This is a genomic window from Brochothrix campestris (assembly GCF_046058945.1).
GTDB lineage: Bacteria > Bacillota > Bacilli > Lactobacillales > Listeriaceae > Brochothrix > Brochothrix campestris.
Window position 1 is genome coordinate 96,024 of record NZ_CP175511.1, and the last position, 24,965, is coordinate 120,988.

32 protein-coding genes are annotated in these 24,965 nt (G+C 40.0%); all 32 read left to right on the forward strand.

Going from position 1 to position 24,965, the window contains the following annotated elements; genetic code table 11:
- Positions 1 to 139: 139 nt before the first annotated feature.
- On the forward strand, positions 140 to 3,706 hold the full coding sequence (gene rpoB / locus ACJYYY_RS00495) for a DNA-directed RNA polymerase subunit beta (RefSeq protein WP_156921136.1): 3,567 nt from the start codon (positions 140 to 142) through the stop codon (positions 3,704 to 3,706).
- A gap of 102 nt (positions 3,707 to 3,808) precedes the next feature.
- Positions 3,809 to 7,414 carry a DNA-directed RNA polymerase subunit beta' gene (gene rpoC / locus ACJYYY_RS00500; RefSeq protein ID WP_035313877.1) on the forward strand — a complete coding sequence of 1,202 codons (3,606 nt, stop codon included), beginning with the start codon at positions 3,809 to 3,811 and terminating at the stop codon, positions 7,412 to 7,414.
- A gap of 271 nt (positions 7,415 to 7,685) precedes the next feature.
- Positions 7,686 to 8,099, forward strand: coding sequence for a 30S ribosomal protein S12 (gene rpsL, locus ACJYYY_RS00505; RefSeq protein ID WP_035313876.1), 414 nt, complete (start codon positions 7,686 to 7,688; stop codon positions 8,097 to 8,099).
- A 26-nt stretch (positions 8,100 to 8,125) separates the two neighbouring features.
- On the forward strand, positions 8,126 to 8,596 hold the full coding sequence (gene rpsG, locus ACJYYY_RS00510) for a 30S ribosomal protein S7 (RefSeq protein WP_035313875.1): 471 nt from the start codon (positions 8,126 to 8,128) through the stop codon (positions 8,594 to 8,596).
- A gap of 77 nt (positions 8,597 to 8,673) precedes the next feature.
- Positions 8,674 to 10,749, forward strand: a complete 2,076-nt coding sequence (gene fusA, locus ACJYYY_RS00515; RefSeq protein ID WP_035313874.1) for an elongation factor G — start codon at positions 8,674 to 8,676, stop codon at positions 10,747 to 10,749.
- A 115-nt stretch (positions 10,750 to 10,864) separates the two neighbouring features.
- On the forward strand, positions 10,865 to 12,049 hold the full coding sequence (gene tuf, locus ACJYYY_RS00520; protein ID WP_035313873.1) for an elongation factor Tu: 1,185 nt from the start codon (positions 10,865 to 10,867) through the stop codon (positions 12,047 to 12,049).
- 577 nt (positions 12,050 to 12,626) lie between these two features.
- On the forward strand, positions 12,627 to 12,935 hold the full coding sequence (gene rpsJ, locus ACJYYY_RS00525; RefSeq protein ID WP_035313872.1) for a 30S ribosomal protein S10: 309 nt from the start codon (positions 12,627 to 12,629) through the stop codon (positions 12,933 to 12,935).
- A gap of 29 nt (positions 12,936 to 12,964) precedes the next feature.
- On the forward strand, positions 12,965 to 13,591 hold the full coding sequence (gene rplC, locus ACJYYY_RS00530; RefSeq protein ID WP_035313871.1) for a 50S ribosomal protein L3: 627 nt from the start codon (positions 12,965 to 12,967) through the stop codon (positions 13,589 to 13,591).
- 28 nt (positions 13,592 to 13,619) lie between these two features.
- Complete coding sequence (gene rplD / locus ACJYYY_RS00535; protein WP_035313870.1) at positions 13,620 to 14,243, forward strand: 50S ribosomal protein L4; 624 nt, start codon at positions 13,620 to 13,622, stop codon at positions 14,241 to 14,243.
- On the forward strand, positions 14,243 to 14,527 hold the full coding sequence (gene rplW, locus ACJYYY_RS00540; RefSeq protein ID WP_035313869.1) for a 50S ribosomal protein L23: 285 nt from the start codon (positions 14,243 to 14,245) through the stop codon (positions 14,525 to 14,527). Before rplD ends, rplW begins: the two co-directional genes overlap by 1 nt.
- Positions 14,528 to 14,550: 23 nt before the next feature.
- Complete coding sequence (gene rplB, locus ACJYYY_RS00545) at positions 14,551 to 15,384, forward strand: 50S ribosomal protein L2 (RefSeq protein ID WP_035313868.1); 834 nt, start codon at positions 14,551 to 14,553, stop codon at positions 15,382 to 15,384.
- 55 nt (positions 15,385 to 15,439) lie between these two features.
- Positions 15,440 to 15,715 carry a 30S ribosomal protein S19 gene (rpsS, locus tag ACJYYY_RS00550; protein WP_035313866.1) on the forward strand — a complete coding sequence of 92 codons (276 nt, stop codon included), beginning with the start codon at positions 15,440 to 15,442 and terminating at the stop codon, positions 15,713 to 15,715.
- Between the two features lie 21 nt (positions 15,716 to 15,736).
- Positions 15,737 to 16,081, forward strand: a complete 345-nt coding sequence (gene rplV / locus ACJYYY_RS00555; protein WP_035313863.1) for a 50S ribosomal protein L22 — start codon at positions 15,737 to 15,739, stop codon at positions 16,079 to 16,081.
- Positions 16,082 to 16,094: 13 nt separating this feature from the next.
- On the forward strand, positions 16,095 to 16,757 hold the full coding sequence (gene rpsC, locus ACJYYY_RS00560; RefSeq protein ID WP_035313861.1) for a 30S ribosomal protein S3: 663 nt from the start codon (positions 16,095 to 16,097) through the stop codon (positions 16,755 to 16,757).
- Between the two features lie 3 nt (positions 16,758 to 16,760).
- Entirely contained in the window at positions 16,761 to 17,195 is a 435-nt protein-coding gene (gene rplP / locus ACJYYY_RS00565) for a 50S ribosomal protein L16 (protein ID WP_035313859.1), read from the forward strand.
- Positions 17,185 to 17,376 carry a 50S ribosomal protein L29 gene (gene rpmC / locus ACJYYY_RS00570; RefSeq protein WP_029091533.1) on the forward strand — a complete coding sequence of 64 codons (192 nt, stop codon included), beginning with the start codon at positions 17,185 to 17,187 and terminating at the stop codon, positions 17,374 to 17,376. Before rplP ends, rpmC begins: the two co-directional genes overlap by 11 nt.
- A gap of 50 nt (positions 17,377 to 17,426) precedes the next feature.
- On the forward strand, positions 17,427 to 17,690 hold the full coding sequence (gene rpsQ, locus ACJYYY_RS00575; RefSeq protein ID WP_035313857.1) for a 30S ribosomal protein S17: 264 nt from the start codon (positions 17,427 to 17,429) through the stop codon (positions 17,688 to 17,690).
- Positions 17,691 to 17,751: 61 nt separating this feature from the next.
- Positions 17,752 to 18,120, forward strand: a complete 369-nt coding sequence (gene rplN / locus ACJYYY_RS00580) for a 50S ribosomal protein L14 (RefSeq protein ID WP_035313855.1) — start codon at positions 17,752 to 17,754, stop codon at positions 18,118 to 18,120.
- A 45-nt stretch (positions 18,121 to 18,165) separates the two neighbouring features.
- The gene (gene rplX, locus ACJYYY_RS00585) at positions 18,166 to 18,474 is read left to right on the forward strand and encodes a 50S ribosomal protein L24 (protein WP_408868986.1); all 309 of its coding nucleotides are present in this window, start codon (positions 18,166 to 18,168) and stop codon (positions 18,472 to 18,474) included.
- Between the two features lie 27 nt (positions 18,475 to 18,501).
- The gene (gene rplE / locus ACJYYY_RS00590; RefSeq protein WP_035313853.1) at positions 18,502 to 19,041 is read left to right on the forward strand and encodes a 50S ribosomal protein L5; all 540 of its coding nucleotides are present in this window, start codon (positions 18,502 to 18,504) and stop codon (positions 19,039 to 19,041) included.
- Between the two features lie 41 nt (positions 19,042 to 19,082).
- Positions 19,083 to 19,268 carry a type Z 30S ribosomal protein S14 gene (locus ACJYYY_RS00595; protein ID WP_035313851.1) on the forward strand — a complete coding sequence of 62 codons (186 nt, stop codon included), beginning with the start codon at positions 19,083 to 19,085 and terminating at the stop codon, positions 19,266 to 19,268.
- Positions 19,269 to 19,299: 31 nt separating this feature from the next.
- Positions 19,300 to 19,698 carry a 30S ribosomal protein S8 gene (rpsH, locus tag ACJYYY_RS00600; protein ID WP_035313849.1) on the forward strand — a complete coding sequence of 133 codons (399 nt, stop codon included), beginning with the start codon at positions 19,300 to 19,302 and terminating at the stop codon, positions 19,696 to 19,698.
- Positions 19,699 to 19,725: 27 nt separating this feature from the next.
- The gene (rplF, locus tag ACJYYY_RS00605; RefSeq protein WP_035313847.1) at positions 19,726 to 20,265 is read left to right on the forward strand and encodes a 50S ribosomal protein L6; all 540 of its coding nucleotides are present in this window, start codon (positions 19,726 to 19,728) and stop codon (positions 20,263 to 20,265) included.
- 50 nt (positions 20,266 to 20,315) lie between these two features.
- On the forward strand, positions 20,316 to 20,675 hold the full coding sequence (rplR, locus tag ACJYYY_RS00610) for a 50S ribosomal protein L18 (RefSeq protein ID WP_029091525.1): 360 nt from the start codon (positions 20,316 to 20,318) through the stop codon (positions 20,673 to 20,675).
- 21 nt (positions 20,676 to 20,696) lie between these two features.
- On the forward strand, positions 20,697 to 21,200 hold the full coding sequence (rpsE, locus tag ACJYYY_RS00615) for a 30S ribosomal protein S5 (RefSeq protein ID WP_035313845.1): 504 nt from the start codon (positions 20,697 to 20,699) through the stop codon (positions 21,198 to 21,200).
- A gap of 14 nt (positions 21,201 to 21,214) precedes the next feature.
- Positions 21,215 to 21,397: a 50S ribosomal protein L30 gene (gene rpmD, locus ACJYYY_RS00620; protein ID WP_035313842.1), complete on the forward strand. Its 183-nt coding sequence runs from the start codon at positions 21,215 to 21,217 to the stop codon at positions 21,395 to 21,397.
- A gap of 65 nt (positions 21,398 to 21,462) precedes the next feature.
- Positions 21,463 to 21,903 (forward strand): 50S ribosomal protein L15, encoded by a 441-nt coding sequence (rplO, locus tag ACJYYY_RS00625; protein ID WP_035313840.1) that lies wholly within the window; start codon positions 21,463 to 21,465, stop codon positions 21,901 to 21,903.
- Positions 21,903 to 23,198: a preprotein translocase subunit SecY gene (secY, locus tag ACJYYY_RS00630; RefSeq protein WP_035313838.1), complete on the forward strand. Its 1,296-nt coding sequence runs from the start codon at positions 21,903 to 21,905 to the stop codon at positions 23,196 to 23,198. Before rplO ends, secY begins: the two co-directional genes overlap by 1 nt.
- Positions 23,199 to 23,332: 134 nt before the next feature.
- A complete protein-coding gene (locus tag ACJYYY_RS00635) occupies positions 23,333 to 23,977 on the forward strand; it encodes an adenylate kinase (protein WP_035313836.1) in 645 nt (214 codons plus the stop codon).
- 216 nt (positions 23,978 to 24,193) lie between these two features.
- Positions 24,194 to 24,412 carry a translation initiation factor IF-1 gene (infA, locus tag ACJYYY_RS00640; RefSeq protein ID WP_029091519.1) on the forward strand — a complete coding sequence of 73 codons (219 nt, stop codon included), beginning with the start codon at positions 24,194 to 24,196 and terminating at the stop codon, positions 24,410 to 24,412.
- A gap of 35 nt (positions 24,413 to 24,447) precedes the next feature.
- Positions 24,448 to 24,561, forward strand: a complete 114-nt coding sequence (gene rpmJ, locus ACJYYY_RS00645; protein ID WP_029091518.1) for a 50S ribosomal protein L36 — start codon at positions 24,448 to 24,450, stop codon at positions 24,559 to 24,561.
- Positions 24,562 to 24,582: 21 nt separating this feature from the next.
- The gene (gene rpsM, locus ACJYYY_RS00650; protein WP_029091517.1) at positions 24,583 to 24,948 is read left to right on the forward strand and encodes a 30S ribosomal protein S13; all 366 of its coding nucleotides are present in this window, start codon (positions 24,583 to 24,585) and stop codon (positions 24,946 to 24,948) included.
- Positions 24,949 to 24,965 lie beyond the last annotated feature (17 nt).

Below are 24,965 nucleotides of genomic sequence, written 5' to 3' on the forward strand. Positions count from 1 at the left end.
ATAGATATCATTGGGCTGTTTTTTCATGCAGACAGATCTAAATGGTGGCTTTTTTTAGGCCTAATATTTCCGTATAACGGGGTATTAGCTATGGACAAACGGTGTATGGCACCGTTTAAAAAATACGATTCTTTGAGGGGTGAATTGGTTGACAGGACATGTTGAACAGTATGGACGTCATCGCCAACGCAGAAGTTTTGCACGTATCAGCGAAGTGTTGGAGTTACCAGATTTAATCGAAATTCAAACAGCGTCTTATCAATGGTTTTTAGATGAGGGCTTGAAAGAGATGTTTCATGATATTTCTCCAATTGAGGATTTTGCAGGAAACTTATCGTTGGAATTTATCGATTATTCGTTAGGCGAACCTAAATATTCTATTTGGGAATCTAAAGAGCGCGATACGACTTATTCGGCACCATTACGTGTAAAATTGCGTTTGATTAATAAGGAAACCGGTGAAGTGAAAGACCAAGAAGTCTTTATGGGTGATTTCCCATTAATGACAGAAATGGGTACTTTCATTATTAACGGAGCGGAACGAGTAATCGTCTCGCAATTAGTTCGTTCACCAGGTGTTTATTTCCATGATCGTATGGATAAAAATGGCCGTCAAGGGTACGGGTCAACAGTGATTCCGAACCGTGGGGCATGGTTAGAATTAGAAACTGATGCAAAAGATGTTGTTTACGTTCGTATCGATCGTACGCGTAAATTACCTGCAACAGTGTTGTTACGTGCGTTGGGCTTCAGCTCAGATCAAGAAATTGTTGACTTAATTGGTGACAATGAATACTTACGTAACACATTAGAAAAAGATAACTCAGAAAACACCGACAAAGCGTTACTAGAAATTTATGAACGTTTACGTCCTGGTGAGCCACCAACAGTTGAAAATGCTAAAAACCTCTTATATACGCGTTTCTTTGACGCGCGTCGTTACGATTTAGCAAACGTTGGTCGTTACAAAATCAACAAAAAATTACATCCGAAAAACCGTCTCTTTAATCAACGCTTAGCTGAAACATTAGTTGATCCTGAAACAGGTGAAATTATTGCAGCTAAAGATGAGATTTTAGACCGTCGTAAATTAGATGCAATCATGGAAAAATTAGAGGCTGGCCTTGGCTTTACGACTTTAACTCCTCATGGTGGCGCGTTAGAAGAACCGATTACAATTCAATCGATTAAAGTTCATTCGCCATTAGACGAAGAAAAAATCGTTAACGTAATCGGTAATGCTTACTTAGAAGCTGATGTTAAGCATGTAACACCTGCTGATATCATTTCATCTGTAAGTTACTTCTTTGGTTTATTACATGGCATCGGCGAAACAGACGATATTGACCATTTAGGTAACCGTCGTTTACGTTCTGTAGGTGAATTGTTACAAAACCAATTCCGTATCGGTTTAAGCCGGATGGAACGTGTAGTACGTGAACGTATGTCGATTCAAGATATGACAACAATCACACCGCAACAATTAATTAACATCCGTCCAGTCGTTGCAGCCATCAAAGAATTCTTTGGTAGTTCGCAATTGTCACAATTCATGGATCAAACGAACCCACTTGCCGAATTGACGCATAAACGTCGTCTTTCTGCATTAGGACCTGGTGGTTTAACACGTGAACGTGCCGGCTTCGAAGTCCGAGATGTACATTATTCTCACTACGGTCGTATGTGCCCGATTGAAACGCCTGAGGGCCCGAACATCGGTTTAATTAACTCGTTATCTTCATACGCACGTGTAAACCGTTATGGCTTCATTGAAACGCCATACCGTCGTGTTGATGCTGAAACAAACCAAGTAACTGATCATATCGATTACTTAACAGCTGATGAAGAAGATAACTACGTTGTTGCGCAAGCAAACTCATTACTTAGCGAAGATGGACAATTCTTAAACGAAGAAATCCAAGCGCGTTTCCGTTCTGAAAACTTATCTGTTACAAAAGAACGTATTGACTACATGGACGTTTCACCTAAACAAGTTGTATCTGCCGCTACGGCATGTATTCCTTTCTTAGAAAACGATGACTCCAACCGTGCCCTTATGGGTGCCAACATGCAACGTCAAGCGGTTCCGTTATTAAGTCCTGAAGCGCCATTTATTGGTACAGGGATGGAACACGTGGCTGCCCGTGACTCTGGTGCAGCTGTTAAAGCGAAATTTGACGGTATTGTTGAACACGTTGAAGCTAAATACATTACAGTACGTCGTATTGCTGACATTGAAGGTAAAGAAACAGAAGGCGCACTTGATACGTATCATCTCCAAAAATTCGCTCGTTCAAACCCTGGTACTTGCTACAACCAAACACCTAGCGTAAGCCAAGGTGACCGTGTTGTTGTCGGTGACATCTTAGCTGATGGTCCATCAATGGAATTAGGTGAAATGGCATTAGGACGTAACGTACTCGTTGGTTTCATGACGTGGGATGGTTACAACTATGAAGATGCGATTATCATGAACGAGCGTCTTGTAAAAGATGACGTTTATACATCTGTTCATATTGAAGAATATGAATCAGAAGCACGTGATACCAAATTAGGACCTGAAGAAATGACACGTGATATTCCAAACGTGGCTGAGGAAGCGTTAAAAGACTTAGATTCACGCGGTATTATCCGTGTTGGTGCTGAAGTTAAAGACGGTGACTTATTAGTTGGTAAAGTAACACCTAAGGGTGTAACTGAATTAACAGCTGAAGAACGTTTATTACATGCTATCTTTGGTGAAAAAGCGCGTGAAGTTCGCGATACCTCTCTTCGTGTCCCTCACGGTGGTGGCGGAATCGTGCTTGATGTTAAAACATTCACACGTGAAAACGGTGATGAATTAGCACCAGGCGTTAACCAACTCGTTCGTGTATACATCGTTCAAAAACGTAAAATCCACGTTGGTGATAAGATGGCCGGACGTCACGGTAACAAAGGGGTTATCTCTCGTATTCTACCTGAAGAAGATATGCCTTATCTTCCAGACGGCACACCAATCGATGTGATGCTTAATCCACTCGGTGTACCTTCTCGTATGAACATTGGACAAGTACTTGAATTACACTTAGGGATGGCAGCGCGTCAATTAGGTATTCATATTGCGACACCTGTATTCGATGGCGCGAATGAAGAAGATGTATGGAGCACTGTTGCAGAAGCAGGTATGGCAGAAGATGCGAAAACAATCGTATACGATGGTCGTACAGGTGAAGCAATGGATAACCGTGTATCAGTTGGTATCATGTACATGATCAAATTAGCCCACATGGTTGATGATAAATTACATGCTCGTTCAACAGGACCTTACTCACTTGTTACGCAACAACCACTTGGTGGTAAAGCGCAATTCGGTGGACAACGTTTTGGTGAGATGGAAGTATGGGCTCTTGAAGCTTACGGTGCAGCGCACATTCTTCAAGAAATCTTAACTTACAAATCAGATGACGTTGTTGGTCGTGTGCAAACATACGAAGCAATCGTTAAAGGTGAGAACTTACCACAACCTGGTATTCCAGAGTCATTCAAAGTATTGATCAAGGAATTACAAAGTTTAGGTATGGATGTGAAAATGATGTCGGCTGACGACGAAGAAATCGAATTACGTGAACTTGATGATGAAGATTACGTAAAAGATGAAGAGTTTTTAACGCCATCAGCTGCCATTAAAGCAGAACCTGCTAACGATGAACCAACAGTAGACTAAACACTATAAGAAACTTGCGTACGAGCTGTGAATACAGTTCGTTATGCTTGTTTATAAACAGTTTTACAATAGAATACAAAAAACGATAGGGAGGTTGACCCCTTGTTAGATGTTAATAACTTTGATTATATGAAAATAGGTTTAGCGTCACCTGATAAAATCCGCTCGTGGTCTTTTGGTGAAGTCAAAAAACCAGAAACAATTAACTACCGTACATTGAAACCTGAACGTGATGGTCTTTTCTGTGAGCGTATCTTTGGACCAACTAAAGATTGGGAATGTTCTTGTGGGAAATACAAACGTGTTCGTTATAAAGGTGTTGTCTGTGATCGTTGTGGCGTTGAAGTCACAAAATCAAAAGTACGTCGTGAACGTATGGCACACATTGAATTAGCGGCGCCTGTTTCACATATTTGGTACTTCAAAGGAATCCCAAGTCGTATGGGTCTTGTCTTAGACATGTCACCTCGTGCGTTGGAAGAAGTTATTTACTTCGCTTCTTATGTTGTTACTGAAGCTGGTGATACAGCGTTAGACAAAAAACAATTATTATCTGAGCGCGAATACCGTGCTTACCGTGAAAAATACGGTCAATCTTTCCAAGCAGGAATGGGTGCTGAAGCAATCAAACGTCTCTTAGACGCTGTTGATTTAGAAGGCGAAGTTGCTGAATTGAAAGAGGAGTTAAAATCAGCTCAAGGTCAACGTCGTACTCGTGCGATTCGTCGCCTTGAAGTGTTGGAAGCTTTCCGTCACTCAGGTAATAAACCGAGCTGGATGGTCTTAGACGTTCTCCCAGTTATTCCACCGGAAATTCGTCCGATGGTGCAACTTGAAGGTGGCCGTTTTGCGACATCTGACTTAAACGATTTATACCGTCGTGTTATTAACCGTAACAACCGTTTGAAACGTTTATTAGACCTGGGTGCCCCAAGCATTATCGTTCAAAACGAAAAACGGATGTTACAAGAAGCTGTCGATGGTTTAATCGATAATGGTCGTCGTGGCCGTCCTGTTACAGGACCAGGTAACCGTCCATTGAAATCTTTATCACACATGCTTAAAGGTAAACAAGGTCGTTTCCGTCAAAACTTACTTGGTAAACGTGTCGATTATTCAGGCCGTTCAGTAATCGTTTGTGGACCTTCTTTAAAAATGTACCAATGTGGTTTACCACGTGAAATGGCAATTGAATTATTCAAACCATTTGTTATGCGTGAGTTAACTCAACGTGGATTAGCACACAACATTAAGAGTGCAAAACGTAAAATCGAACGTCATTCACCAGAAATTTGGGACGTATTAGAAGACGTTATCCGCGAACACCCAGTGTTACTTAACCGAGCACCTACGTTACACCGTTTAGGTATCCAAGCATTCGAACCTATCTTAGTTGAAGGTCGTGCGATTCGTCTTCACCCGTTAGTATGTACTGCATACAACGCCGATTTCGATGGTGACCAAATGGCTGTCCATGTACCACTTTCACCTGAAGCTCAAGCCGAAGCCCGTATTTTAATGTTAGCAGCTAACCACATTCTGAACCCGAAAGATGGTAAACCAGTTGTAACACCATCACAAGATATGGTTCTTGGTAACTACTACTTAACATTAGAACGCGAAGGCATTGTTGGTGAAGGGTTAATCTTTACTGATATTAACGAAGCAATGATTGCTTACCAAAACGGTTACGTGCATTTACATTCACGGATTGCAGTTGCTGCCAACTCGTTAGGTAACGAAACATTCACAGCTGAACAAAACAAACAATTGTTAATTACAACAGTTGGTAAATTGATTTTCAACTCAATCTTGCCACCGTCGTTCCCATACATGAATGAACCAACTAAAACGAATCTTGAAGTAGCAACACCTGCTCATTACTTCGTGCCTTCTACAACTGATGTGAAAAAACATATTGAACAACAAAGCGTCTTGTTACCATTCAAGAAGAAAAATCTTGAAGAAATCATCGCTCAAATTTTCAAATTGTTCCACATCACTGAAACTTCAAAAATGTTAGACCGTATGAAAGATCAAGGGTTCAAATACTCAACACTTGCTGGTATCACAGTTGGTATTTCTGATATCATCGTTGTGAAGGATAAACCTCAAATCTTAGCGGCATCACATGATGAAGTAGAAAATGTTACAAAAATGTTTAAACGTGGTTTAATGACAGATGAAGAGCGTTATGAACGAGTTATTGCAATTTGGAACGCAGCGAAAGATACGTTACAAAGTAAACTTATCGCTGGTTTAGATCGCTTAAACCCAATCTTCATGATGCAAGACTCTGGTGCCCGTGGTAACATCTCAAACTTTACACAGTTAGCGGGTATGCGTGGTTTAATGGCCGATCCTTCTGGACGTATCGTTGAATTACCGATCACATCTAACTTCCGTGAAGGTCTAAATGTTCTTGAATACTTCATCTCTTCACATGGGGCTCGTAAAGGTTTAACGGATACGGCGCTTAAAACAGCCGATTCAGGTTACTTGACTCGTCGTTTAGTAGATGTGGCGCAAGATGTTATCGTACGTGAAACAAACGATGGTTCTGATCATGGTTTACTCGTATCTGATATTGTTGAAGGTCCAGAAATTATTGAACCGTTAACAGAACGTCTTGAAGGTCGTTACTCAGCGAAAACAATTCGTCATCCGGAAACGAATGAAGTTATTATTCGTCAAGATGAGTTGTTTACACAAGAATTGGCAGATGCCGTTCCTGCAGCTGGCATTAAAGAAGTTTGGATTCGTTCAGTATTCACATGTAATACGAAACATGGTGTATCTAAAATTAGTTATGGTAAAGACTTGTCTACTGGTTCTGAGGTTGAGGTTGGTGAAGCTGTCGGTATCGTTGCAGCTCAATCAATCGGTGAACCTGGTACTCAGTTAACAATGCGTACATTCCATACTGGTGGGGTAGCCGGATCAGATATTACACAAGGTTTACCTCGTATCCAAGAAATCTTTGAAGCACGTAACCCTAAAGGTCACGCTGTTATTACTGAATTAACCGGTGTTGTTAAAGCCATTGACGAAAAAGCTAACCGTCAACGCGAAATCACTGTTGTTGGTACACAAGAAACACGTACTTACACTGTGCCACTCGTTGCGCGCTTAACTGTTAATGTAGGAGACAACGTTAAACGTGGTGACGCGTTAATGGAAGGTTCAATCGATCCAAAAGAATTGTTACACGTTACTGACGTTATTACAGTAGAAAACTACTTATTAGCAGAAGTACAAAAAGTATACCGTATGCAAGGGGTAGAAATTGCCGATAAGCATATTGAAGTAATGGTTCGTCAAATGTTACGTAAAGTGCGTGTCCTTGATCCAGGTGAAACTGATATTTTACCAGGAACATTAATGGATATTAGCGCGTTTAAAGATGCCAATGCAGACACGATTTTATCAGGTGGCCAACCAGCTACTGCTCGTCCTGTCTTACTTGGTATTACAAAAGCATCGCTTGAAACTGAGTCATTTTTATCGGCTGCATCATTCCAAGAAACAACACGTGTGTTGACGGATGCTGCCATTAAAGGTAAGCGTGATAACTTAATCGGTCTTAAAGAGAACGTTATCTTAGGTAAACTCGTGCCAGCTGGTACAGGGATGCCTAAATACCGTAAAGCAGAAGCGAAACTTGTCACAGCGAAAGTAGCTGCCGCAGTTGAAGCGACTGAAGAATAAAACTTTTTAATTCAAACGTCCGTCCTTGTGATAGCAAGGACGGACGTTTTTTTATTTAAAAGAGACGATTTTTTATGGTTGACGAACACATTTTTAAATGATAAGATACTTAAGGTACTTCAATTTGAAGTAATGAGGTTTTATAAAGGCATGGTCTAATCGTTGTAGCTTACTACAACATTTTATTTTCATTTAAAAATGATACGCTTGGATATGTGTGCTTATAAAGTCGCAAAAACTATTACAATTTTCGAGAGGAGGAAAATACAAAATGCCTACAATTAACCAATTGGTACGTAAACCGCGTAAAGCGTCAGTATCAAAATCAAATTCACCAGCATTAGGTAAATCTTACAACAGTTTCAAAAAAGCGCAATCTAACGTGAACTCTCCACAAAAACGTGGTGTATGTACACGTGTGGGTACGATGACTCCACGTAAACCGAACTCGGCTTTACGTAAATATGCACGTGTTCGTTTGACTAACTCAATCGAAGTAACTGCTTATATTCCAGGAATCGGTCACAACTTACAAGAACATAGTGTTGTTCTTATTCGTGGGGGACGCGTAAAAGATTTAGCTGGAGTACGTTATCACATCGTCCGTGGTGCTTTAGATACAGCAGGTGTAGACGGTCGTCTACAATCGCGTTCTAAATACGGAACTAAGAAACCTAAAAAATAATATAAAATAGAAGGGAGGACATTTTAATGCCTCGTAAAGGTCCTGTTCAAAAACGTGACGTTTTACCAGATCCGATGTACAACTCGAAATTGGTATCTCGTTTAATCAACAAAATGATGGTTGACGGTAAACGTGGAAAATCACAAGCAATTTTATACTCAGCATTTGCTAAGATTGAAGCTACTACTGGTACGCCAGCAAACGAAGTATTCGAACAAGCAATGAACAACATTATGCCAGTTCTTGAAGTAAAAGCACGCCGTGTTGGTGGAGCTAACTATCAAGTGCCAATCGAAGTTCGTCCAGACCGTCGTTCAACTCTAGGGTTGCGTTGGTTAGTTAACTATTCACGTCTTCGTGGAGAAAAAACAATGGAAGAACGTCTTGCTAACGAAATCATGGATGCAGCTAACAACACTGGTGCAGCCGTTAAAAAACGTGAAGACACTCATAAAATGGCTGAAGCCAACAAAGCTTTCGCTCACTACCGCTGGTAGGATCAAGCAAGCAGTTTTTAATAACCTTAGAAACTGCTGTTTGATTATAAATTATAATTTGGAAGGAGAAATACCAAATGAAAAGAGAGTTCTCCTTAGAAAATACGCGTAACATTGGGATTATGGCTCATATCGATGCCGGTAAAACAACTGTTACTGAACGTATTCTCTTTTATACAGGTAAAATCCACAAAATTGGCGAAACTCACGATGGTGGCGCTCAAATGGACTGGATGGAGCAAGAACAAGAACGTGGGATTACAATTACATCAGCAGCTACAACTGCTGCATGGAAAGACCACCGTATCAACATCATCGATACACCTGGACACGTAGACTTCACTGTTGAAGTTGAACGTTCATTACGTGTACTTGATGGTGCTGTGGCAGTACTTGATGCGCAATCAGGTGTTGAACCACAAACTGAAACAGTATGGCGTCAAGCTACTACTTACGGTGTTCCCCGCGTTGTATTCATCAACAAAATGGATAAAATCGGAGCTGACTTCTTATACTCTTTAGGTACTTTACATGACCGTCTGGATGCAAATGCAGGCGCAATTCAATTACCTATCGGTGCTGAAGACACGTTCAAAGGTGTTGTCGATTTAGTTGAGATGCAAGCGTATATTTATGAAAACGAAATTGGTGATGATCCTCACACTGTTGCTATCCCAGAAGATATGCAAGAGTTAGCTGAAGAGTACCGTGATAAATTAGTCGAAGCTATTGCAGACGTAGACGAAAGCATCATGGATAAATACTTAGAAGGCGAAGAAGTTTCAACGCCAGAATTAAAAGCAGCAATTCGTCGTGCTACAATTGCGGTAGAATTCTACCCAGTATTATGTGGTACAGCGTTCAAAAACAAAGGTGTTCAACCGATGTTAGATGCTGTTCTTGATTACCTTCCTGCTCCAACAGATGTACCTGCTATCGTTGGTACAACTATGGACGGTGAAGAAACATCACGTCCTTCAACAGACGAATCTGAATTCTCAGCTTTAGCATTCAAAGTTATGACAGACCCTTATGTTGGTCGTTTAACATTCTTCCGTGTGTACTCAGGTGTGTTACAATCCGGTTCTTACGTATTGAACTCATCTAAAGACAAACGTGAACGTGTTGGTCGTATTCTTCAAATGCACGCAAATCACCGTGAAGAGATTCCTGAAATCCACGCTGGTGATATCGCGGCTGCTGTCGGACTTAAAAACACAACTACTGGTGATACTTTGTGTGACGAGAAACATCCCGTTATCTTAGAATCAATGGAATTCCCAGAACCAGTAATCTCGGTTGCGATTGAACCTAAATCAAAAGCAGATCAAGATAAAATGGGTCAAGCTTTAGTTAAATTAGCTGAAGAAGATCCGACTTTCCGCGCTGAAACTGACCAAGAAACGGGTCAAACAATCATCTCTGGTATGGGTGAACTTCACTTAGATATCATTGTTGATCGTATGCGTCGTGAATTCAACGTTGAAGCTAACGTTGGTGATCCACAAGTTTCTTACCGTGAATCATTCAAGAAATCTGCACAAGTTCAAGGTAAATTCGTTCGTCAATCAGGTGGTAAAGGTCAATACGGAGACGTATGGGTTGAATTTACACCTAACGAAGAAGGAAAAGGCTTTGAATTTGAAAACGCAATCGTCGGTGGTGTTGTTCCTCGTGAATACATCCCTGCAGTTGAAAAAGGTTTAGCAGATTCTATGTCTAACGGTCAATTAGCTGGTTACCCATTAATCGATGTTAAAGCTAAGCTTTATGATGGTTCTTACCATGATGTCGATTCAAATGAAACAGCTTTCCGTGTTGCTGCATCTTACGCATTACGTGAAGCTTACAAAAAATGTGACCCTGCATTGTTAGAACCAATTGAACTTGTTGAGGTAGTAATGCCTGAAGAGTATCTTGGTGATATCATGGGTGACATCACAAGTCGTCGTGGACGCGTAGACGGTATGGAAGCTCGCGGTAACGCTCAAGTTGTCCGTGCATTTGTACCATTATCTAACATGTTTGGATATGCTACTGACTTACGTTCTAAGACACAAGGCCGTGGTGTTTACTCAATGCAATTCGATCATTACGAAGAAGTACCTAAATCTGTAGCAGAAGAAATTATTAAAGCTAACAAAGGTCAATAATTGATTTTTTACTGATTTTGAAGTATAAATATCATAGGGAGTAATTTTACGATTGCTCTCGATGATGTTACTTAAAAATAAAAATAACTTATATATCCAAGGAGGAAATATCAAAATGGCTAAAGAAAAATTCGATCGCTCAAAAGCCCATGTAAACGTTGGTACTATTGGACACGTTGATCATGGTAAAACAACTTTAACAGCTGCAATCACTACTGTATTATCTAAGAAAGGTTTTGCAGAAGCGTCAGCATACGACGCTATCGATGGTGCTCCTGAAGAACGTGAACGTGGTATTACTATCTCTACTGCTCACGTTGAATACCAAACTGAAACTCGTCACTACGCACACGTTGACTGTCCTGGACATGCCGATTATGTTAAAAACATGATCACTGGTGCTGCTCAAATGGATGGTGGTATCTTAGTAGTATCTGCTGCTGATGGTCCGATGCCTCAAACACGTGAACACATTTTACTTTCTCGTCAAGTTGGTGTTCCTTTCATCGTTGTATTCTTAAACAAATGCGACATGGTTGATGATGAAGAATTATTAGAATTAGTAGAAATGGAAGTTCGTGACTTATTAAGCGAATATGACTTCCCAGGCGATGATGTTCCAATCATCCGTGGTTCTGCACTTAAAGCTTTACAAGGCGAACCAGAATACGAAGAAAAAATTCTTGAATTGATGGATGCAGTAGATTCTTACATCCCAACTCCAGAACGTGATACTGACAAACCATTCATGATGCCAGTTGAGGATGTATTCTCAATCACTGGTCGTGGTACTGTTGCTACAGGCCGTGTTGAACGTGGTGTTATCAAAGTTGCTGACGAGATCGAAATCGTTGGTATCCACGATACTAAAAAATCAGTAGTAACTGGTGTTGAAATGTTCCGTAAATTGTTAGATTACGCTGAAGCTGGCGATAACATTGGTGCATTATTACGTGGTGTTTCTCGTGAAGAAATCGAACGTGGTCAAGTACTTGCTAAACCAGGTACTATCACTCCTCATACTTCTTTCACTGCAGAAGTATACGTATTATCTAAAGAAGAGGGTGGACGTCATACGCCATTCTTTAACAACTACCGTCCACAATTCTACTTCCGTACTTCTGATGTAACTGGTTCAATTACATTACCAGAAGGTACTGAAATGGTTATGCCTGGCGATAACGTTTCTTTAACTGTTGAATTACACGCTCCAATCGCTATCGAAGATGGTACTAAGTTCTCTATCCGTGAGGGTGGACGTACTGTTGGTGCTGGTGTCGTAGCATCTATCTCTAAATAATTTAACATCTAAAACCGGTGCAGAGCAATCTGCACCGGTTTTTTGTATTCTGGGATAAACGTTATAGATCGTTTTTTAAACGTTGTTAGAACGGTCGTTGACGTTTGCTAGAAGGACTCTGAATGATACAACACCTTCTATTTAGAGTGCTTGTGTTGTGAGTGCGCAAAAAAACCGAGTGGATTAGCCGACTATTGGGCTGATTTGTGTTATTATAAATAACGTTGGTGATTAGCAGTAATGAATCACCTTGAGGGTCTTTTGGAACAGAGCGTGGCCAATGCACGTGATGAGGCAGGTGAGCCGCAACAAGCCTGCAACTGACAATGAAACGTAAGTCGAGGCGACTTGAAAAATAATCAAGAAGTACTTGAAATTATGTTTAGAATCATGTATAATTGTACAAGTGTGAAACCAAAGGGACTCGTATGCCTGTATTGGTAAACGAAATCCAGCAGTGCCCCACAAAAATGTTGAAGTGGGAGGTTGCGATACACCCGGCCGCTTTGTCATGGCGCTTGTATCGGAAATTTCCATGGAATATGCTTGTTAGATCAAGCGAAAAGGAGGGAAAATAATGGCAAAACAACAAATTCGTATTCGTTTAAAAGCTTATGATTACCGCATTTTAGATCAGTCAGCAGAAAAAATCGTTGAAACAGCGAAACGTTCAGGTGCAGATGTATCTGGCCCAATCCCGTTACCAACTGATCGTTCTGTATACACTGTTATCCGTGCGACTCACAAGTACAAAGATTCACGTGAGCAGTTCGAAATGCGTACTCACAAACGTTTAATCGATATCGTAAACCCAACACCAAAAACAGTTGATGCGTTAATGCGTCTTGACTTACCAAGTGGTGTGGACATCGAAATCAAATTATAATCCAAACAAAAAAACAGGAGGTGTAACCCATGACTAAAGGAATCTTAGGTAAAAAAGTTGGTATGACACAAATTTTCACTGCTAACGGTGAATTAATTCCAGTAACTGTAATCGAAGCAACTCCAAACGTTGTTTTACAAAAGAAAACAGTTGAAACTGATGGCTATGAAGCTATTCAAGTTGGTTTTGATTCTAAGCGTGAAAAATTGTCGAACAAACCAGAGCAAGGTCATGCAAGTAAGGCTAACACTACTCCTAAGCGCTTCGTTAAAGAATTTGACGGCGTTAGCTTAGATGAGTATGAAGTAGGTTCAGAAATTAAGGTAGATTCATTCGCAGCAGGTGACGTCGTTGATGTTACAGGTACTTCGAAAGGTAAAGGTTTCCAAGGCTCAATTAAACGCCATGGTCAATCTCGTGGACCTATGTCTCACGGTAGCCGTTACCACCGTCGTCCTGGTTCAATGGGTCCCGTTGCACCTAACCGCGTATTCAAAAATAAAAAATTACCAGGTCAAATGGGTGGTACTCAAATTACAATCCAAAACTTGGAAATTGTCCAAATCGATGCTGAACGTAACTTGATCTTAATCAAAGGTAACGTGCCAGGACCGAAAAAATCTTTAATCCAAATTAAATCAGCTTTAAAAGCTTAATAATTGATTCAGAAAGGAGGAACATGAAATGCCTAAAGTAGCACTTTTAAAACAAGATGGTACAAACGCTGGTGAGTTAACACTAAATGATTCTGTATTTGGAATCGAGCCTAACGAAAATGTCGTTTTCGATGCAATTATTATGCAACGTGCGTCATTACGTCAAGGTAACCATAAGGTTAAAAATCGCTCTGAAGTACGTGGTGGTGGTCGTAAACCATGGCGTCAAAAAGGAACTGGACGTGCGCGTCAAGGTTCTATCCGCTCACCTCAATGGGTTGGTGGTGGTGTTGTATTCGGTCCTACTCCACGTAGTTACGCATACAAATTACCTAAAAAAGTTCGTCGTTTAGCTCTTAAATCAGTTTTATCTGATAAAGTTGCAAACGAAAAATTGGTAGCTTTAGAAGGCTTAGCTTTCGATGCGCCAAAAACAAAAGACTTTATCGCAGCATTAGCTAACCTTAAAGTTGAAGGTAAAACATTAGTTGTCGTTGACGATGCTAGTGTAAACGCAGCAATTTCTGCTCGTAACCTTCCAGGAGTTACAGTTGTCAAAGCAGACGGAATTAACGTATTAGATATCGTAGCACACGATAACTTAATCGTTACTAAAGCTGCTGTTGAAAAAATAGAGGAGGTGCTTGCATAATGGATGCACGTGACATCATTAAGCGCCCAGTCATCACAGAACAATCTATGACTTTCGTAGAAGAAAACAAATATGTTTTCGAAGTAGACGTTAAAGCGAACAAAGTAGCTGTCAAAAAAGCGATGGAAGAAATTTTCGGCGTTAAAGTTGCTAAAGTAAACGTTTTAAACTACAAAGCGAAATTTAAACGTATGGGTAAATACGCTGGTTATACTAACAAACGTCGTAAAGCGATTGTTACATTAGCTGAAGGTAGTAAAGAAATTACTTTATTCGAAAACTAAACCAGATAGGAGGATAACCAAAAATGGGAATCAGAAAATATAAACCAACCACAAACGGTCGTCGTAACATGACATCGCTTGATTACGCTGAAATCACAACTAACAAACCAGAGAAATCGTTGTTAGCTTCGAAATCACGTCAAGCAGGCCGTAACAACCAAGGTAAAATTACTGTTCGTCACCATGGTGGGGGACACAAGAAACAATACCGTATCATCGATTTCAAACGTAACAAAGACGGCATTCCAGGTCGCGTTGCTACAATCGAATACGATCCAAACCGTACAGCTAACATTGCATTAATTCATTATGCAGATGGTGAAAAACGTTACATCATCGCTCCTAAAGGGCTTGTTGTTGACATGGTCATCTATTCAGGCGAAGGCGCTGATATTAAAACAGGTAACGCTTTAGCACTTAAAGACATCCCTGTAGGTACTGTCGTTCATAACATCGAACTTAAACCAGAAAAAGGTGGACAACTTGTTCGTTCTGCCGGTACTTCTGCTCAAGTTCTTGGTAAAGAAGGCACTAAATACGTACTTGTACGTCTTAACTCAGGTGAAGTTCGTATGATCCTTGCTGAATGTCGTGCGACAATCGGTCAAGTTGGTAACGAACAACATGAATTAGTGAACATCGGTAAAGCTGGTCGTTCGCGCTGGTTAGGTAAACGTCCAACAGTTCGTGGTTCAGTAATGAACCCTAACGATCACCCACACGGTGGTGGTGAAGGTAAAGCTCCAATTGGTCGTAAATCACCAATGTCTCCATGGGGTAAACCAACTCTTGGTAAGAAAACACGTAAGAAAACGAACAAGTCCGATAAATTTATCGTTCGTGGACGTAAAAAATAATTGTTACGCAGCGTAGCTTATGCTACGCAGCCATTATCCGAAGGGAGGCAATCTAATGGGTCGTAGTCTTAAAAAAGGACCTTTTGCTGATGATCACTTAGTTAAAAAAGTGGATGCTGCAAAACTGTCTGAGAAAAAAGTTGTAATTAAAACTTGGTCACGCCGTTCTACAATCTTCCCATCATTTGTCGGCACTACAATCGCTGTCTATGATGGACGTAAACACGTTCCAGTTTTCATTCAAGAAGATATGGTTGGTCATAAACTGGGTGAATTCGCACCTACACGTACTTACCGTGGTCACGGTAGTGACGATAAAAAAACTCGTTAATATTGAGAGGAGGGTTTTACAATGGCAGAAATTACATCTGCAAAAGCAATTGTAAGAACAGTCCGCATTGCTCCTCGTAAGGCACGTATCGTTGCTGATTTAGTACGAGGTAAACAAGTCGGAGAAGCAATTGCTATTTTAGCACTAACACAACGTGGCGCTTCGCCAATCATCACTAAAGTTTTAAACTCTGCTATCGCTAACGCGGAGCATAACTATGATTTAGATGTTAACAAATTGGTACTTACAGACATTCAAGTGAATGAAGGACCAACACTTAAACGTTTCCGTCCACGTGCGATGGGTCGTGCAAGTCAAATTAACAAACGTACAAGTCACATCTCTGTAACTGTGACAGAAAAATAAAGGAGGGATAGTCGTGGGTCAAAAAATTAATCCAATAGGTATGCGTATTGGTATTATCCGTGATTGGGATGCCAAATGGTATGCTGGTAAAGATTACGCAGACTTATTACACGAAGATTTACATATTCGTGAATATATCGCTAAACGCTTAAAAGACGCTTCAGTTTCACGTGTTGAAATTGAACGTGCTGCAAAACGCGTTAACGTTTCGATTCATACTGCTAAACCAGGTATGGTTATTGGTAAAGGCGGCGCTGAAGTAGAAACTTTACGTAAAGCATTGAACGATTTAACAGGCAAACGCGTTCATATCAACATCGTTGAAATCAAACGTGCTGATCTTGATGCTAAATTAGTTGGGGAGAGTATTGCTCAACAATTAGAAAACCGTGTGTCTTTCCGTCGTGCACTTAAACAAGCTATGCAACGTACTATGCGTGCAGGCGCTAAAGGGATCAAAACGCAAGTTTCTGGTCGTTTAGGCGGAGCTGACATGGCTCGTACAGAACATTATAGTGAAGGAACTGTTCCTCTTCATACATTACGCGCAGACATTGACTACGCATGGGAAGAAGCAGATACTACTTTTGGTAAACTAGGCGTTAAAGTTTGGATTTACCGCGGTGAAGTCCTTCCAACGAAGAAAAATATTGCAAAATCGGAAGGAGGCAAATAAAAGATGTTAGTACCTAAACGTGTTAAATATCGTAGAGAGCACCGTGGGAAAATGCGTGGTTTTACTAAAGGCGGCGCAGAAGTATCATTCGGTGAATACGGCTTACAAGCTGTAGAATCATCATGGATCACTAACCGTCAAATCGAAGCATCTCGTGTTGCTATGACTCGTTTCATGAAACGTGGCGGTAAGGTTTGGATTAAAATCTTCCCTCATAAATCATACACTGCTAAAGCTATCGGTGTTCGTATGGGTTCTGGTAAAGGTGCTCCTGAAGGTTGGGTAAGTCCAGTTAAACGTGGCAAAATTCTTTTTGAAGTTGCCGGCGTTCCTGAAGATGTAGCTCGCGAAGCTCTTCGTTTGGCATCACATAAATTGCCAATCAAAACAAAATTCGTAAAACGTGAAGAAATTGGTGGTGACTCAAATGAAAACTAAAGAAATTCGTGACTTGTCCACTACTGAAATTCAATCAAAAGAAAAAGAGTTAAAAGAAGAGTTATTCAACTTACGTTTCCAACTTGCAACGGGTCAGTTAGAAAACACTGCTCGTATCCGTCAAGTACGTAAAGCAATCGCTCGTGTTAAAACAATCGTTCGTGAACGAGAATTAGCATAAATTAACTTTTAAGAAAAATAAAATCTTTTGAGAAGGAGGATTACACTCATATGTCAGAAAGTAATCAACGTAAAGTATACACAGGCCGTGTTGTTTCAGATAAAATGGACAAAACAATTACAGTTGTAGTTGAAAGCGTCAAAAAACATAAGTTTTACGGCAAACGTGTGAAATCGTCGAAAAAATTCAAAGCACATGATGAAAATAACTCAGCTAAAATTAACGATATCGTACGCATCGAAGAAACTCGTCCGTTATCTGCTACTAAACGTTTCCGCATTGTTGAAATCGTCGAAACTGCTGTTGTTATCTAATCTCGCTAAATTAAATGTGTAACTGTCGCTTGTCGATACTGCATAGAAGGAGGAATTATCAGTGATACAACAAGAAAGTAGAATGAAAGTCGCTGACAACTCTGGTGCTCGTGAAGTTTTAACAATTAAGGTACTTGGTGGATCTGGCCGCAAATTTGCTGGCATCGGTGATATCGTTGTAGCTACTGTTAAAAATGCAACACCAGGTGGCGTTGTCAAAAAAGGTGAAGTTGTTAAAGCTGTCATCGTTCGTACTAAGTCTGGCGCTCGTCGTCCTGACGGTTCATATATCAAATTTGACGAAAACGCATGCGTTATCATCAAAGACGATAATACACCTAAAGGAACTCGTATTTTCGGACCTGTTGCACGTGAATTACGTGAAAACAACTTCATGAAAATCGTTTCATTAGCTCCAGAAGTACTTTAATACAAAATGTAACCCATTCCGAGTTAAAAGGAGGTGCCTATAGATATGCATCTAAAAAAAGGTGATAAAGTTCAAGTATTAGCTGGTAAAGATAAAGGTAAACAAGGCGTTATCTTATCAATCTTAGCTAAAAAAGATCGTGTCCTAGTAGAAGGTATCAACATGATTAAAAAACATGCTAAACCATCGAATGACAATCCTCAAGGTGGTATTTTAAATATCGAAGCACCGATTCATATGTCAAACGTTGCTCTTCTTGATCCGAAATCTGGTAAACCAACACGTGTTGGCTTCAAGATTGTTGGAGACGAAAAAGTACGAGTGTCTAAAAAATCCGGTGAAGTAATTAAATAATTTCTAATGAAAGGAGGACTACAATCAATGAGTCGCTTCAAAGACATTTATAAAAATGAAATTGCACCTGCGTTAGTAACGAAATTTGAATACAAATCAGTTATGCAAGTGCCTCAAGTCGATAAAATCGTTATCAACATGGGTGTTGGTGATGCTACTTCAAACGCTAAGTTATTAGACAAAGCGGTTGAAGAATTAACATTAATCGCAGGTCAAAAACCTGTTATTACTAAAGCGAAGAAATCAATCGCTGGTTTCCGTTTACGTGAAGGTGTTCCAATCGGAACTAAAGTTACTTTACGTGGCGAAAAAATGTACGAATTTCTTGATAAATTAGTTTCTGTATCACTTCCTCGTGTACGTGATTTCCGTGGTGTTTCTAAAAAAGCATTTGACGGTCGCGGTAACTACACTTTAGGTGTTAAAGAACAATTAATTTTCCCTGAAATTTCTTTCGATTTAGTTGATAAAACTCGTGGTATGGATATCGTTATCGTTACAACTGCTAACACTGACGAAGAAGCTCGCGAATTATTAACTGGATTTGGATTCCCATTCCAAAAATAATAAGTCATCGCTTCGGCGGTGTAAAATAAGGAGGCAACATTGTGGCTAAAAAATCAATGGTAGCTAAACAACAACGCACGCCAAAACATGCTGTTCAAGCATACACTCGCTGTGAACGTTGTGGTCGTCCACACTCAGTTATCCGCAAATTTAAACTTTGCCGTATTTGTTTCCGTGAATTGGCTTACAAAGGTCAAATTCCTGGCGTTCAAAAAGCAAGCTGGTAAGTATTCAGTATTGGAAGGAGGTTAATTAAAAATGGTTATGACAGATCCGATTGCAGATTTCTTAACACGCGTTCGTAACGCTAACATGGTTCGTCACGAAAGCTTAGAAGTTCCGGCTTCTAACGTTAAAAAAGAGATCGCTAACATTCTTAAGCGTGAAGGTTTTATCCGTGAAGTTGAATACATCGAAGATGACAAACAAAACGTTATCCGCGTATTCTTAAAATATGGTGCAAACGACGAACGTGTTATTACAGGATTAAAACGTATTTCTAAACCAGGTTTCCGTGTTTATGCAAAAGCTGATGAGGTTCCTAAAGTATTAAATGGTTTAGGTATCGCTATTGTGTCAACATCTAACGGTTTATTAACAGATAAAGAAGCACGTGCTAAACAACTTGGCGGCGAAGTACTCGCTTACGTGTGGTAATAATTTAGAACATAAGGAGGTGCAAACATGTCACGTATTGGTAAAAAACCAGTCACAGTTCCTGCTGGCGTAACCATTACAATTACTGATAACAATCACGTAACTGTAAAAGGTGCTTCAACAGAACTTGCTAAACAATTTGATTCACAACTTACTATTACTCAAGAAGGGTCTGAGATCGTAATCGGTCGTTCTTCTGAAGATAAGAAAGTACGTGCACTTCACGGTACAACTCGCGCATTAATCGCGAACATGATCGAAGGTGTAACGACTGGATTTTCTAAAGGATTAGAACTTATTGGTGTCGGTTACCGTGCTCAAAAGCAAGGTAGCAAATTAGTTCTTAACGTTGGTTTCTCTCACCCAGTTGAGTTTGAACCAGAAACAGGTATTGAAGTTGAAGTACCTAGCAACACATCAGTTATCATCAAAGGTGCTGATAAAGAGAAAGTTGGCGCTTTAGCTGCTAACATTCGTGCGATTCGTCCACCAGAACCTTACAAAGGTAAAGGTATTCGTTACGTAGGCGAACATGTTCGTCGTAAAGAAGGTAAAACTGGTAAATAATGCTGCATAGCATTGTTTACTAAGTCCAAGAGAAAAAGAGGTGACTCATTGTGATTACGAAATTGGATAAAAACAAAACTCGTAAAAAACGTCATGGCCGTGTCCGTTCTAAAATTAGCGGAACTGCAGCTTGTCCACGTTTAAACGTATTCCGTTCAAACACTAACATCTATGCTCAATTAATCGACGACGTAAATGGTGTAACTTTAGCTAGCGCTTCTAACATCGAAAAAGATTTCGACGTTAAAGGTTCTAAAACTGAACTTGCTCAAGCTGTCGGTAAATTAGTAGCAGAACGTGGTGTTGCGAAAAACATCGAAAAAGTTGTCTTTGACCGTGGTGGTTACTTGTATCATGGCCGTGTAGCAGCTTTAGCTGATGCAGCCCGTGAAAACGGTTTGAAATTCTAATAGAAGGAGGTAAATACATTCATGGCTTATATTGATCCAAACACATTAGGAGAATTGGAAGAACGCGTCGTTACTATCAACCGTGTTGCTAAAGTTGTAAAAGGTGGACGTCGTTTCCGTTTTACAGCATTAGTAGTTGTCGGAGATCGTAATGGTCACGTTGGTTTCGGTACTGGTAAAGCTCAAGAAGTTCCAGACGCAATTCGTAAAGCAGTTGAAGATGCTAAGAAAAACTTAGTTGTCCTTCCAATTGTTGGAAGTACTATTCCACACCGTGTAATCGGTAACTTTGGCGGCGGTTCTGTACTTATGAAACCTGCAGCAGAAGGTTCTGGTGTAACAGCTGGTGGACCTGTACGTGCTATCCTTGAATTAGGTGGCGTTGCAGACGTATCTTCTAAATCTTTAGGTTCAAGCACACCTATCAACATGGTTCGTGCAACAATCGAAGGAATTAAAGAACTTAAAACAGCAGAAGATGTAGCTCGTCTACGTAACATTTCTGTTGAAGAATTATTAGGATAAGGAGGTACTACATTATGGCTGAAAAATTAGTTGTAACATTGAAACGCAGCTTAATCGGACGTCCTCAAGATCAACGTAACACTGTTTATGCATTAGGTTTACGCAAAACAAATGGTACTGTTGAGAAAAACGATACTCCTGCGATTCGCGGTATGATCAACAAAGTGTCTCACTTGGTTGAAGTAACAGAAAAATAAGATGATACTCCTTTCGAGGAGTGTTCTACTATTTTTGTATAATATATAAGGAGGTGCAATATATAATGAAACTTCATGAATTAAAACCTTCTGAGGGATCTCGTAAAGTACGTCACCGTGTTGGACGTGGATCTTCATCAGGTATGGGTAAAACTTCTGGTCGTGGTCAAAAAGGCCAAAACTCTCGTTCAGGTGGTGGTGTTCGTCTAGGATTCGAAGGTGGTCAAATGCCTTTATTCCGTCGTTTACCTAAACGTGGATTCACAAACATTAATCGTAAAGATTATGCTGTTGTGAACGTTGAGACTTTCAACCGTTTTGAAGATGGAACTGTTATCACTCCTGCTCTTTTATTAGAAACAGGTGTAATCAGCAAACAACTTAACGGCATTAAAGTGTTAGCTAACGGTGAATTAACTAAAAAAGTTACTGTTCAAGCTCACAAATTCTCACAAGCTGCGAAAGAAGCAATCGAAGCAGCTGGTGGTAGCGTAGAGGTGATTTAATGTTTTCAACATTTCTGAACTTCTTCAAGGTTAAAGACATTAGAAGTAAAATTTTGTTTACTTTGGCAATGTTAATCGTCTTTCGTATTGGTGCACACATTCCAGTTCCTGGTGTGGATGCATCACAACTGAAGGCTTTAAACACATCACTCGTAGGTTTCTTAGATCTCTTCGGTGGTGGTTCGCTATCTAACTTCTCAATCTTTGCCGTTGGGATTATGCCGTATATTACAGCATCGATCATCGTGCAATTGTTAGAGATGGATGTCGTTCCAAAGTTATCAGAATGGGCAAAACAAGGCGAAATGGGCCGTCGTAAGTTAAATCAACTTAAACGCTATTTAACGATTGTTTTAGGCTTAGTACAGTCATTTGGTGTCTCTTACGGGTTCAACAACATGACAGGTGCTACGCTCGTTCCTAACGCTTCTGTGGGTCAGTTTGCATTAATGGCTATCATCCTTACAACTGGAACATTGTTCTTGATGTGGATGGGTGAACAAATTACTGAAAAAGGTATCGGGAACGGTGTATCAATCATTATTATGGCTGGTATTATCGCAAACGTTCCTTCATCAGTTGGTCAACTGCTTACGACACAACTTGCTAAAACAGGCACACCTCTTTTCATCACTGTGATTGAAATGATCTTACTTGTTGTAGCTGTAATTGTTATCGTTGCGTTAGTTGTCTTCGTACAACAAGCGTCACGTAAAATTCCGGTTCATTATTCAAAACGTGCGTCATCTTCAGCTGCCCCTCGTGGTGCTCAAGTATCGCATTTACCTTTGAAAGTGAACTCAGCTGGTGTTATTCCGGTTATCTTCGCTTCTGCCTTCATCATTACCCCACAAACACTCTTGACCTTTGCGGACCAAGATAAAGGTTGGGTAACGACGTTAGGTAAAGTATTTAACCTCCAACAACCGGCGGGAATGGTATTGTATGTTATCTTGATTTTAGCTTTCACTTACTTCTATGCGTTCATTCAAGTGAATCCAGAAAAAGTTGCTGAAAACTTACAAAAGCAAGGTGGCTACGTGCCAACAATTCGTCCTGGTAAAGATACAGAAAAATATCTCTCACGCGTTTTACTTCGGTTAACGTTTGTTGGATCAATTTTCTTAGCAGCAATTGCGATTTTACCAACAATTGGAACTCAGTTATTTAGCTTACCTCAAGGCCTTGGCATTGGTGGTACATCACTACTCATTATGGTAGGGGTGGCGTTAGATACGATGAAACAATTAGAAGGACAACTTGTGAAACGTAACTATAGAGGATTTCTTAAGTAAGTGTTTATGGAAGCAAGATTTATCTTCGCTTCCATCTGCCTTACCCTCAAAATTTTTTATAGGCTTTGCAAGGTAGCAACAAACTTCGAAAAACAAAGCTTGCTTTTGCTTTGAAGAATGGGAGAAAAACCAAAATGAACTTAGTTTTAATGGGGCTTCCTGGTGCTGGTAAAGGCACACAAGCTGAGCGCATCGTTGCTCAGTACCATATTCCGCATATTTCAACTGGAGATATGTTCCGTGCAGCTATTAAAAACGGAACAGACTTAGGTTTGAAAGCAAAAGCGTTTATGGATGAAGGAAATCTAGTACCTGATGAAGTAACGAACGGTATCGTTCGCGAACGTTTGGCGCAAGATGATGCTAAAGAAGGCTTTTTGTTAGATGGTTTCCCAAGAACTGTCGCTCAAGCTGAAGAATTAGAAACTATCTTAAATGATTTGAATCGTAGCTTAGATGCTGTTATCAACATTCAAGTTGATCAATCATTATTAATGGAACGCTTAACAGGTCGTTGGATTTGTTCAACGTGTGGACGTACGTACCACGCAACTTACAACCCTCCAAAAACTGCTGGTGTCTGTGACGATGATAACGTAACATTATATCAACGAGAAGATGACAAACCTGAAACAGTTAAAAATCGTTTGGCTGTTAATACGAAACAAACCCAACCATTGCTTGACTTCTATACCTCAAAAGGGTATTTAAAAGATATTAATGGTGGACAAGCAATTGATGAAGTCTTTAAGGATGTTAACAAACTATTATCGAAATAGTTGTTAAAACGCTCGAAGTCTAGTATAATGGATAACTGGCAACGAATTGTTGAATTTCATCACTTTTTTGCTGTGATTTATTCAATTGTACGAAGAAATAATGCGTCTTTTTCGTAAGATCCCGTTATTTTTGAAGTGTCAATTAAGTTTTAACTAAACTTCCGAACGGCGGATAAAGACGATTCCAAAGTTCAAGACAAAAGGAGGTAACGAGAAATGGCGAAAGAAGATGTAATTGAGGTTGAAGGCGTAATTAAAGAAACTTTACCAAACGCTATGTTTAAGGTTGAGTTAGAAAACGGTCATGCGGTACTTGCTACTATTTCAGGTAAGATTCGTATGCACTATATTCGTATTTTACCGGGGGACAAAGTAACTGTTGAACTTTCTCCGTACGATTTAACGCGCGGAAGAATAACATACCGTTTCAAATAATCTGAACTCCGGCATATTGAAGGAGGTATTCTACGATGAAAGTAAGACCATCCGTGAAACCAATCTGCGAAAAATGTAAAGTTATTCGCCGTAAGGGTAAAGTCATGGTAATTTGTGAAAATCCGAAACATAAACAAAGACAAGGTTAATAATTAGGGAGGTGCACATAAATGGCACGTATTGCTGGAGTGGATGTTCCACGTGAAAAACGCATCGTTATTTCATTAACTTACGTATTCGGTATTGGTACGACTACTGCTCAAAAAGTTTTAGAAGAAGCAGGCGTTAACCCAAATACTCGTACACGTGATTTAACAGAAGACGAATTAACTAAAATTCGTGAAGTTGTTGATACAGTTAAAACAGAAGGTGACTTACGTCGTGAGGTCGCATTAGACATCAAACGTTTACAAGAAATCGGTTCTTTCCGAGGAATTCGTCACCGTCGTGGTTTACCTGTTCGTGGTCAAAACACGAAAAACAACGCTCGTACTCGTAAAGGTCCATCGAAATCTATCGCTGGTAAGAAAAAATAATTAATTAAGTAAGGAGG

Coding starts and splice junctions, on each gene's coding strand:
- rpsL (WP_035313876.1), top strand. CDS start 7,686: ATGCCTACAATTAACCAATTGGTACGTAAACCGCGTAAAGCGTCAGTA.
- rpsG (WP_035313875.1), top strand. CDS start 8,126: ATGCCTCGTAAAGGTCCTGTTCAAAAACGTGACGTTTTACCAGATCCG.
- fusA (WP_035313874.1), top strand. CDS start 8,674: ATGAAAAGAGAGTTCTCCTTAGAAAATACGCGTAACATTGGGATTATG.
- tuf (WP_035313873.1), top strand. CDS start 10,865: ATGGCTAAAGAAAAATTCGATCGCTCAAAAGCCCATGTAAACGTTGGT.
- rpsJ (WP_035313872.1), top strand. CDS start 12,627: ATGGCAAAACAACAAATTCGTATTCGTTTAAAAGCTTATGATTACCGC.
- rplC (WP_035313871.1), top strand. CDS start 12,965: ATGACTAAAGGAATCTTAGGTAAAAAAGTTGGTATGACACAAATTTTC.
- rplD (WP_035313870.1), top strand. CDS start 13,620: ATGCCTAAAGTAGCACTTTTAAAACAAGATGGTACAAACGCTGGTGAG.
- rplW (WP_035313869.1), top strand. CDS start 14,243: ATGGATGCACGTGACATCATTAAGCGCCCAGTCATCACAGAACAATCT.
- rplB (WP_035313868.1), top strand. CDS start 14,551: ATGGGAATCAGAAAATATAAACCAACCACAAACGGTCGTCGTAACATG.
- rpsS (WP_035313866.1), top strand. CDS start 15,440: ATGGGTCGTAGTCTTAAAAAAGGACCTTTTGCTGATGATCACTTAGTT.
- rplV (WP_035313863.1), top strand. CDS start 15,737: ATGGCAGAAATTACATCTGCAAAAGCAATTGTAAGAACAGTCCGCATT.
- rplP (WP_035313859.1), top strand. CDS start 16,761: ATGTTAGTACCTAAACGTGTTAAATATCGTAGAGAGCACCGTGGGAAA.
- rpmC (WP_029091533.1), top strand. CDS start 17,185: ATGAAAACTAAAGAAATTCGTGACTTGTCCACTACTGAAATTCAATCA.
- rpsQ (WP_035313857.1), top strand. CDS start 17,427: ATGTCAGAAAGTAATCAACGTAAAGTATACACAGGCCGTGTTGTTTCA.
- rplX (WP_408868986.1), top strand. CDS start 18,166: ATGCATCTAAAAAAAGGTGATAAAGTTCAAGTATTAGCTGGTAAAGAT.
- rplE (WP_035313853.1), top strand. CDS start 18,502: ATGAGTCGCTTCAAAGACATTTATAAAAATGAAATTGCACCTGCGTTA.
- rpsH (WP_035313849.1), top strand. CDS start 19,300: ATGGTTATGACAGATCCGATTGCAGATTTCTTAACACGCGTTCGTAAC.
- rplF (WP_035313847.1), top strand. CDS start 19,726: ATGTCACGTATTGGTAAAAAACCAGTCACAGTTCCTGCTGGCGTAACC.
- rpsE (WP_035313845.1), top strand. CDS start 20,697: ATGGCTTATATTGATCCAAACACATTAGGAGAATTGGAAGAACGCGTC.
- rpmD (WP_035313842.1), top strand. CDS start 21,215: ATGGCTGAAAAATTAGTTGTAACATTGAAACGCAGCTTAATCGGACGT.
- rplO (WP_035313840.1), top strand. CDS start 21,463: ATGAAACTTCATGAATTAAAACCTTCTGAGGGATCTCGTAAAGTACGT.
- secY (WP_035313838.1), top strand. CDS start 21,903: ATGTTTTCAACATTTCTGAACTTCTTCAAGGTTAAAGACATTAGAAGT.
- ACJYYY_RS00635 (WP_035313836.1), top strand. CDS start 23,333: ATGAACTTAGTTTTAATGGGGCTTCCTGGTGCTGGTAAAGGCACACAA.
- infA (WP_029091519.1), top strand. CDS start 24,194: ATGGCGAAAGAAGATGTAATTGAGGTTGAAGGCGTAATTAAAGAAACT.
- rpmJ (WP_029091518.1), top strand. CDS start 24,448: ATGAAAGTAAGACCATCCGTGAAACCAATCTGCGAAAAATGTAAAGTT.
- rpsM (WP_029091517.1), top strand. CDS start 24,583: ATGGCACGTATTGCTGGAGTGGATGTTCCACGTGAAAAACGCATCGTT.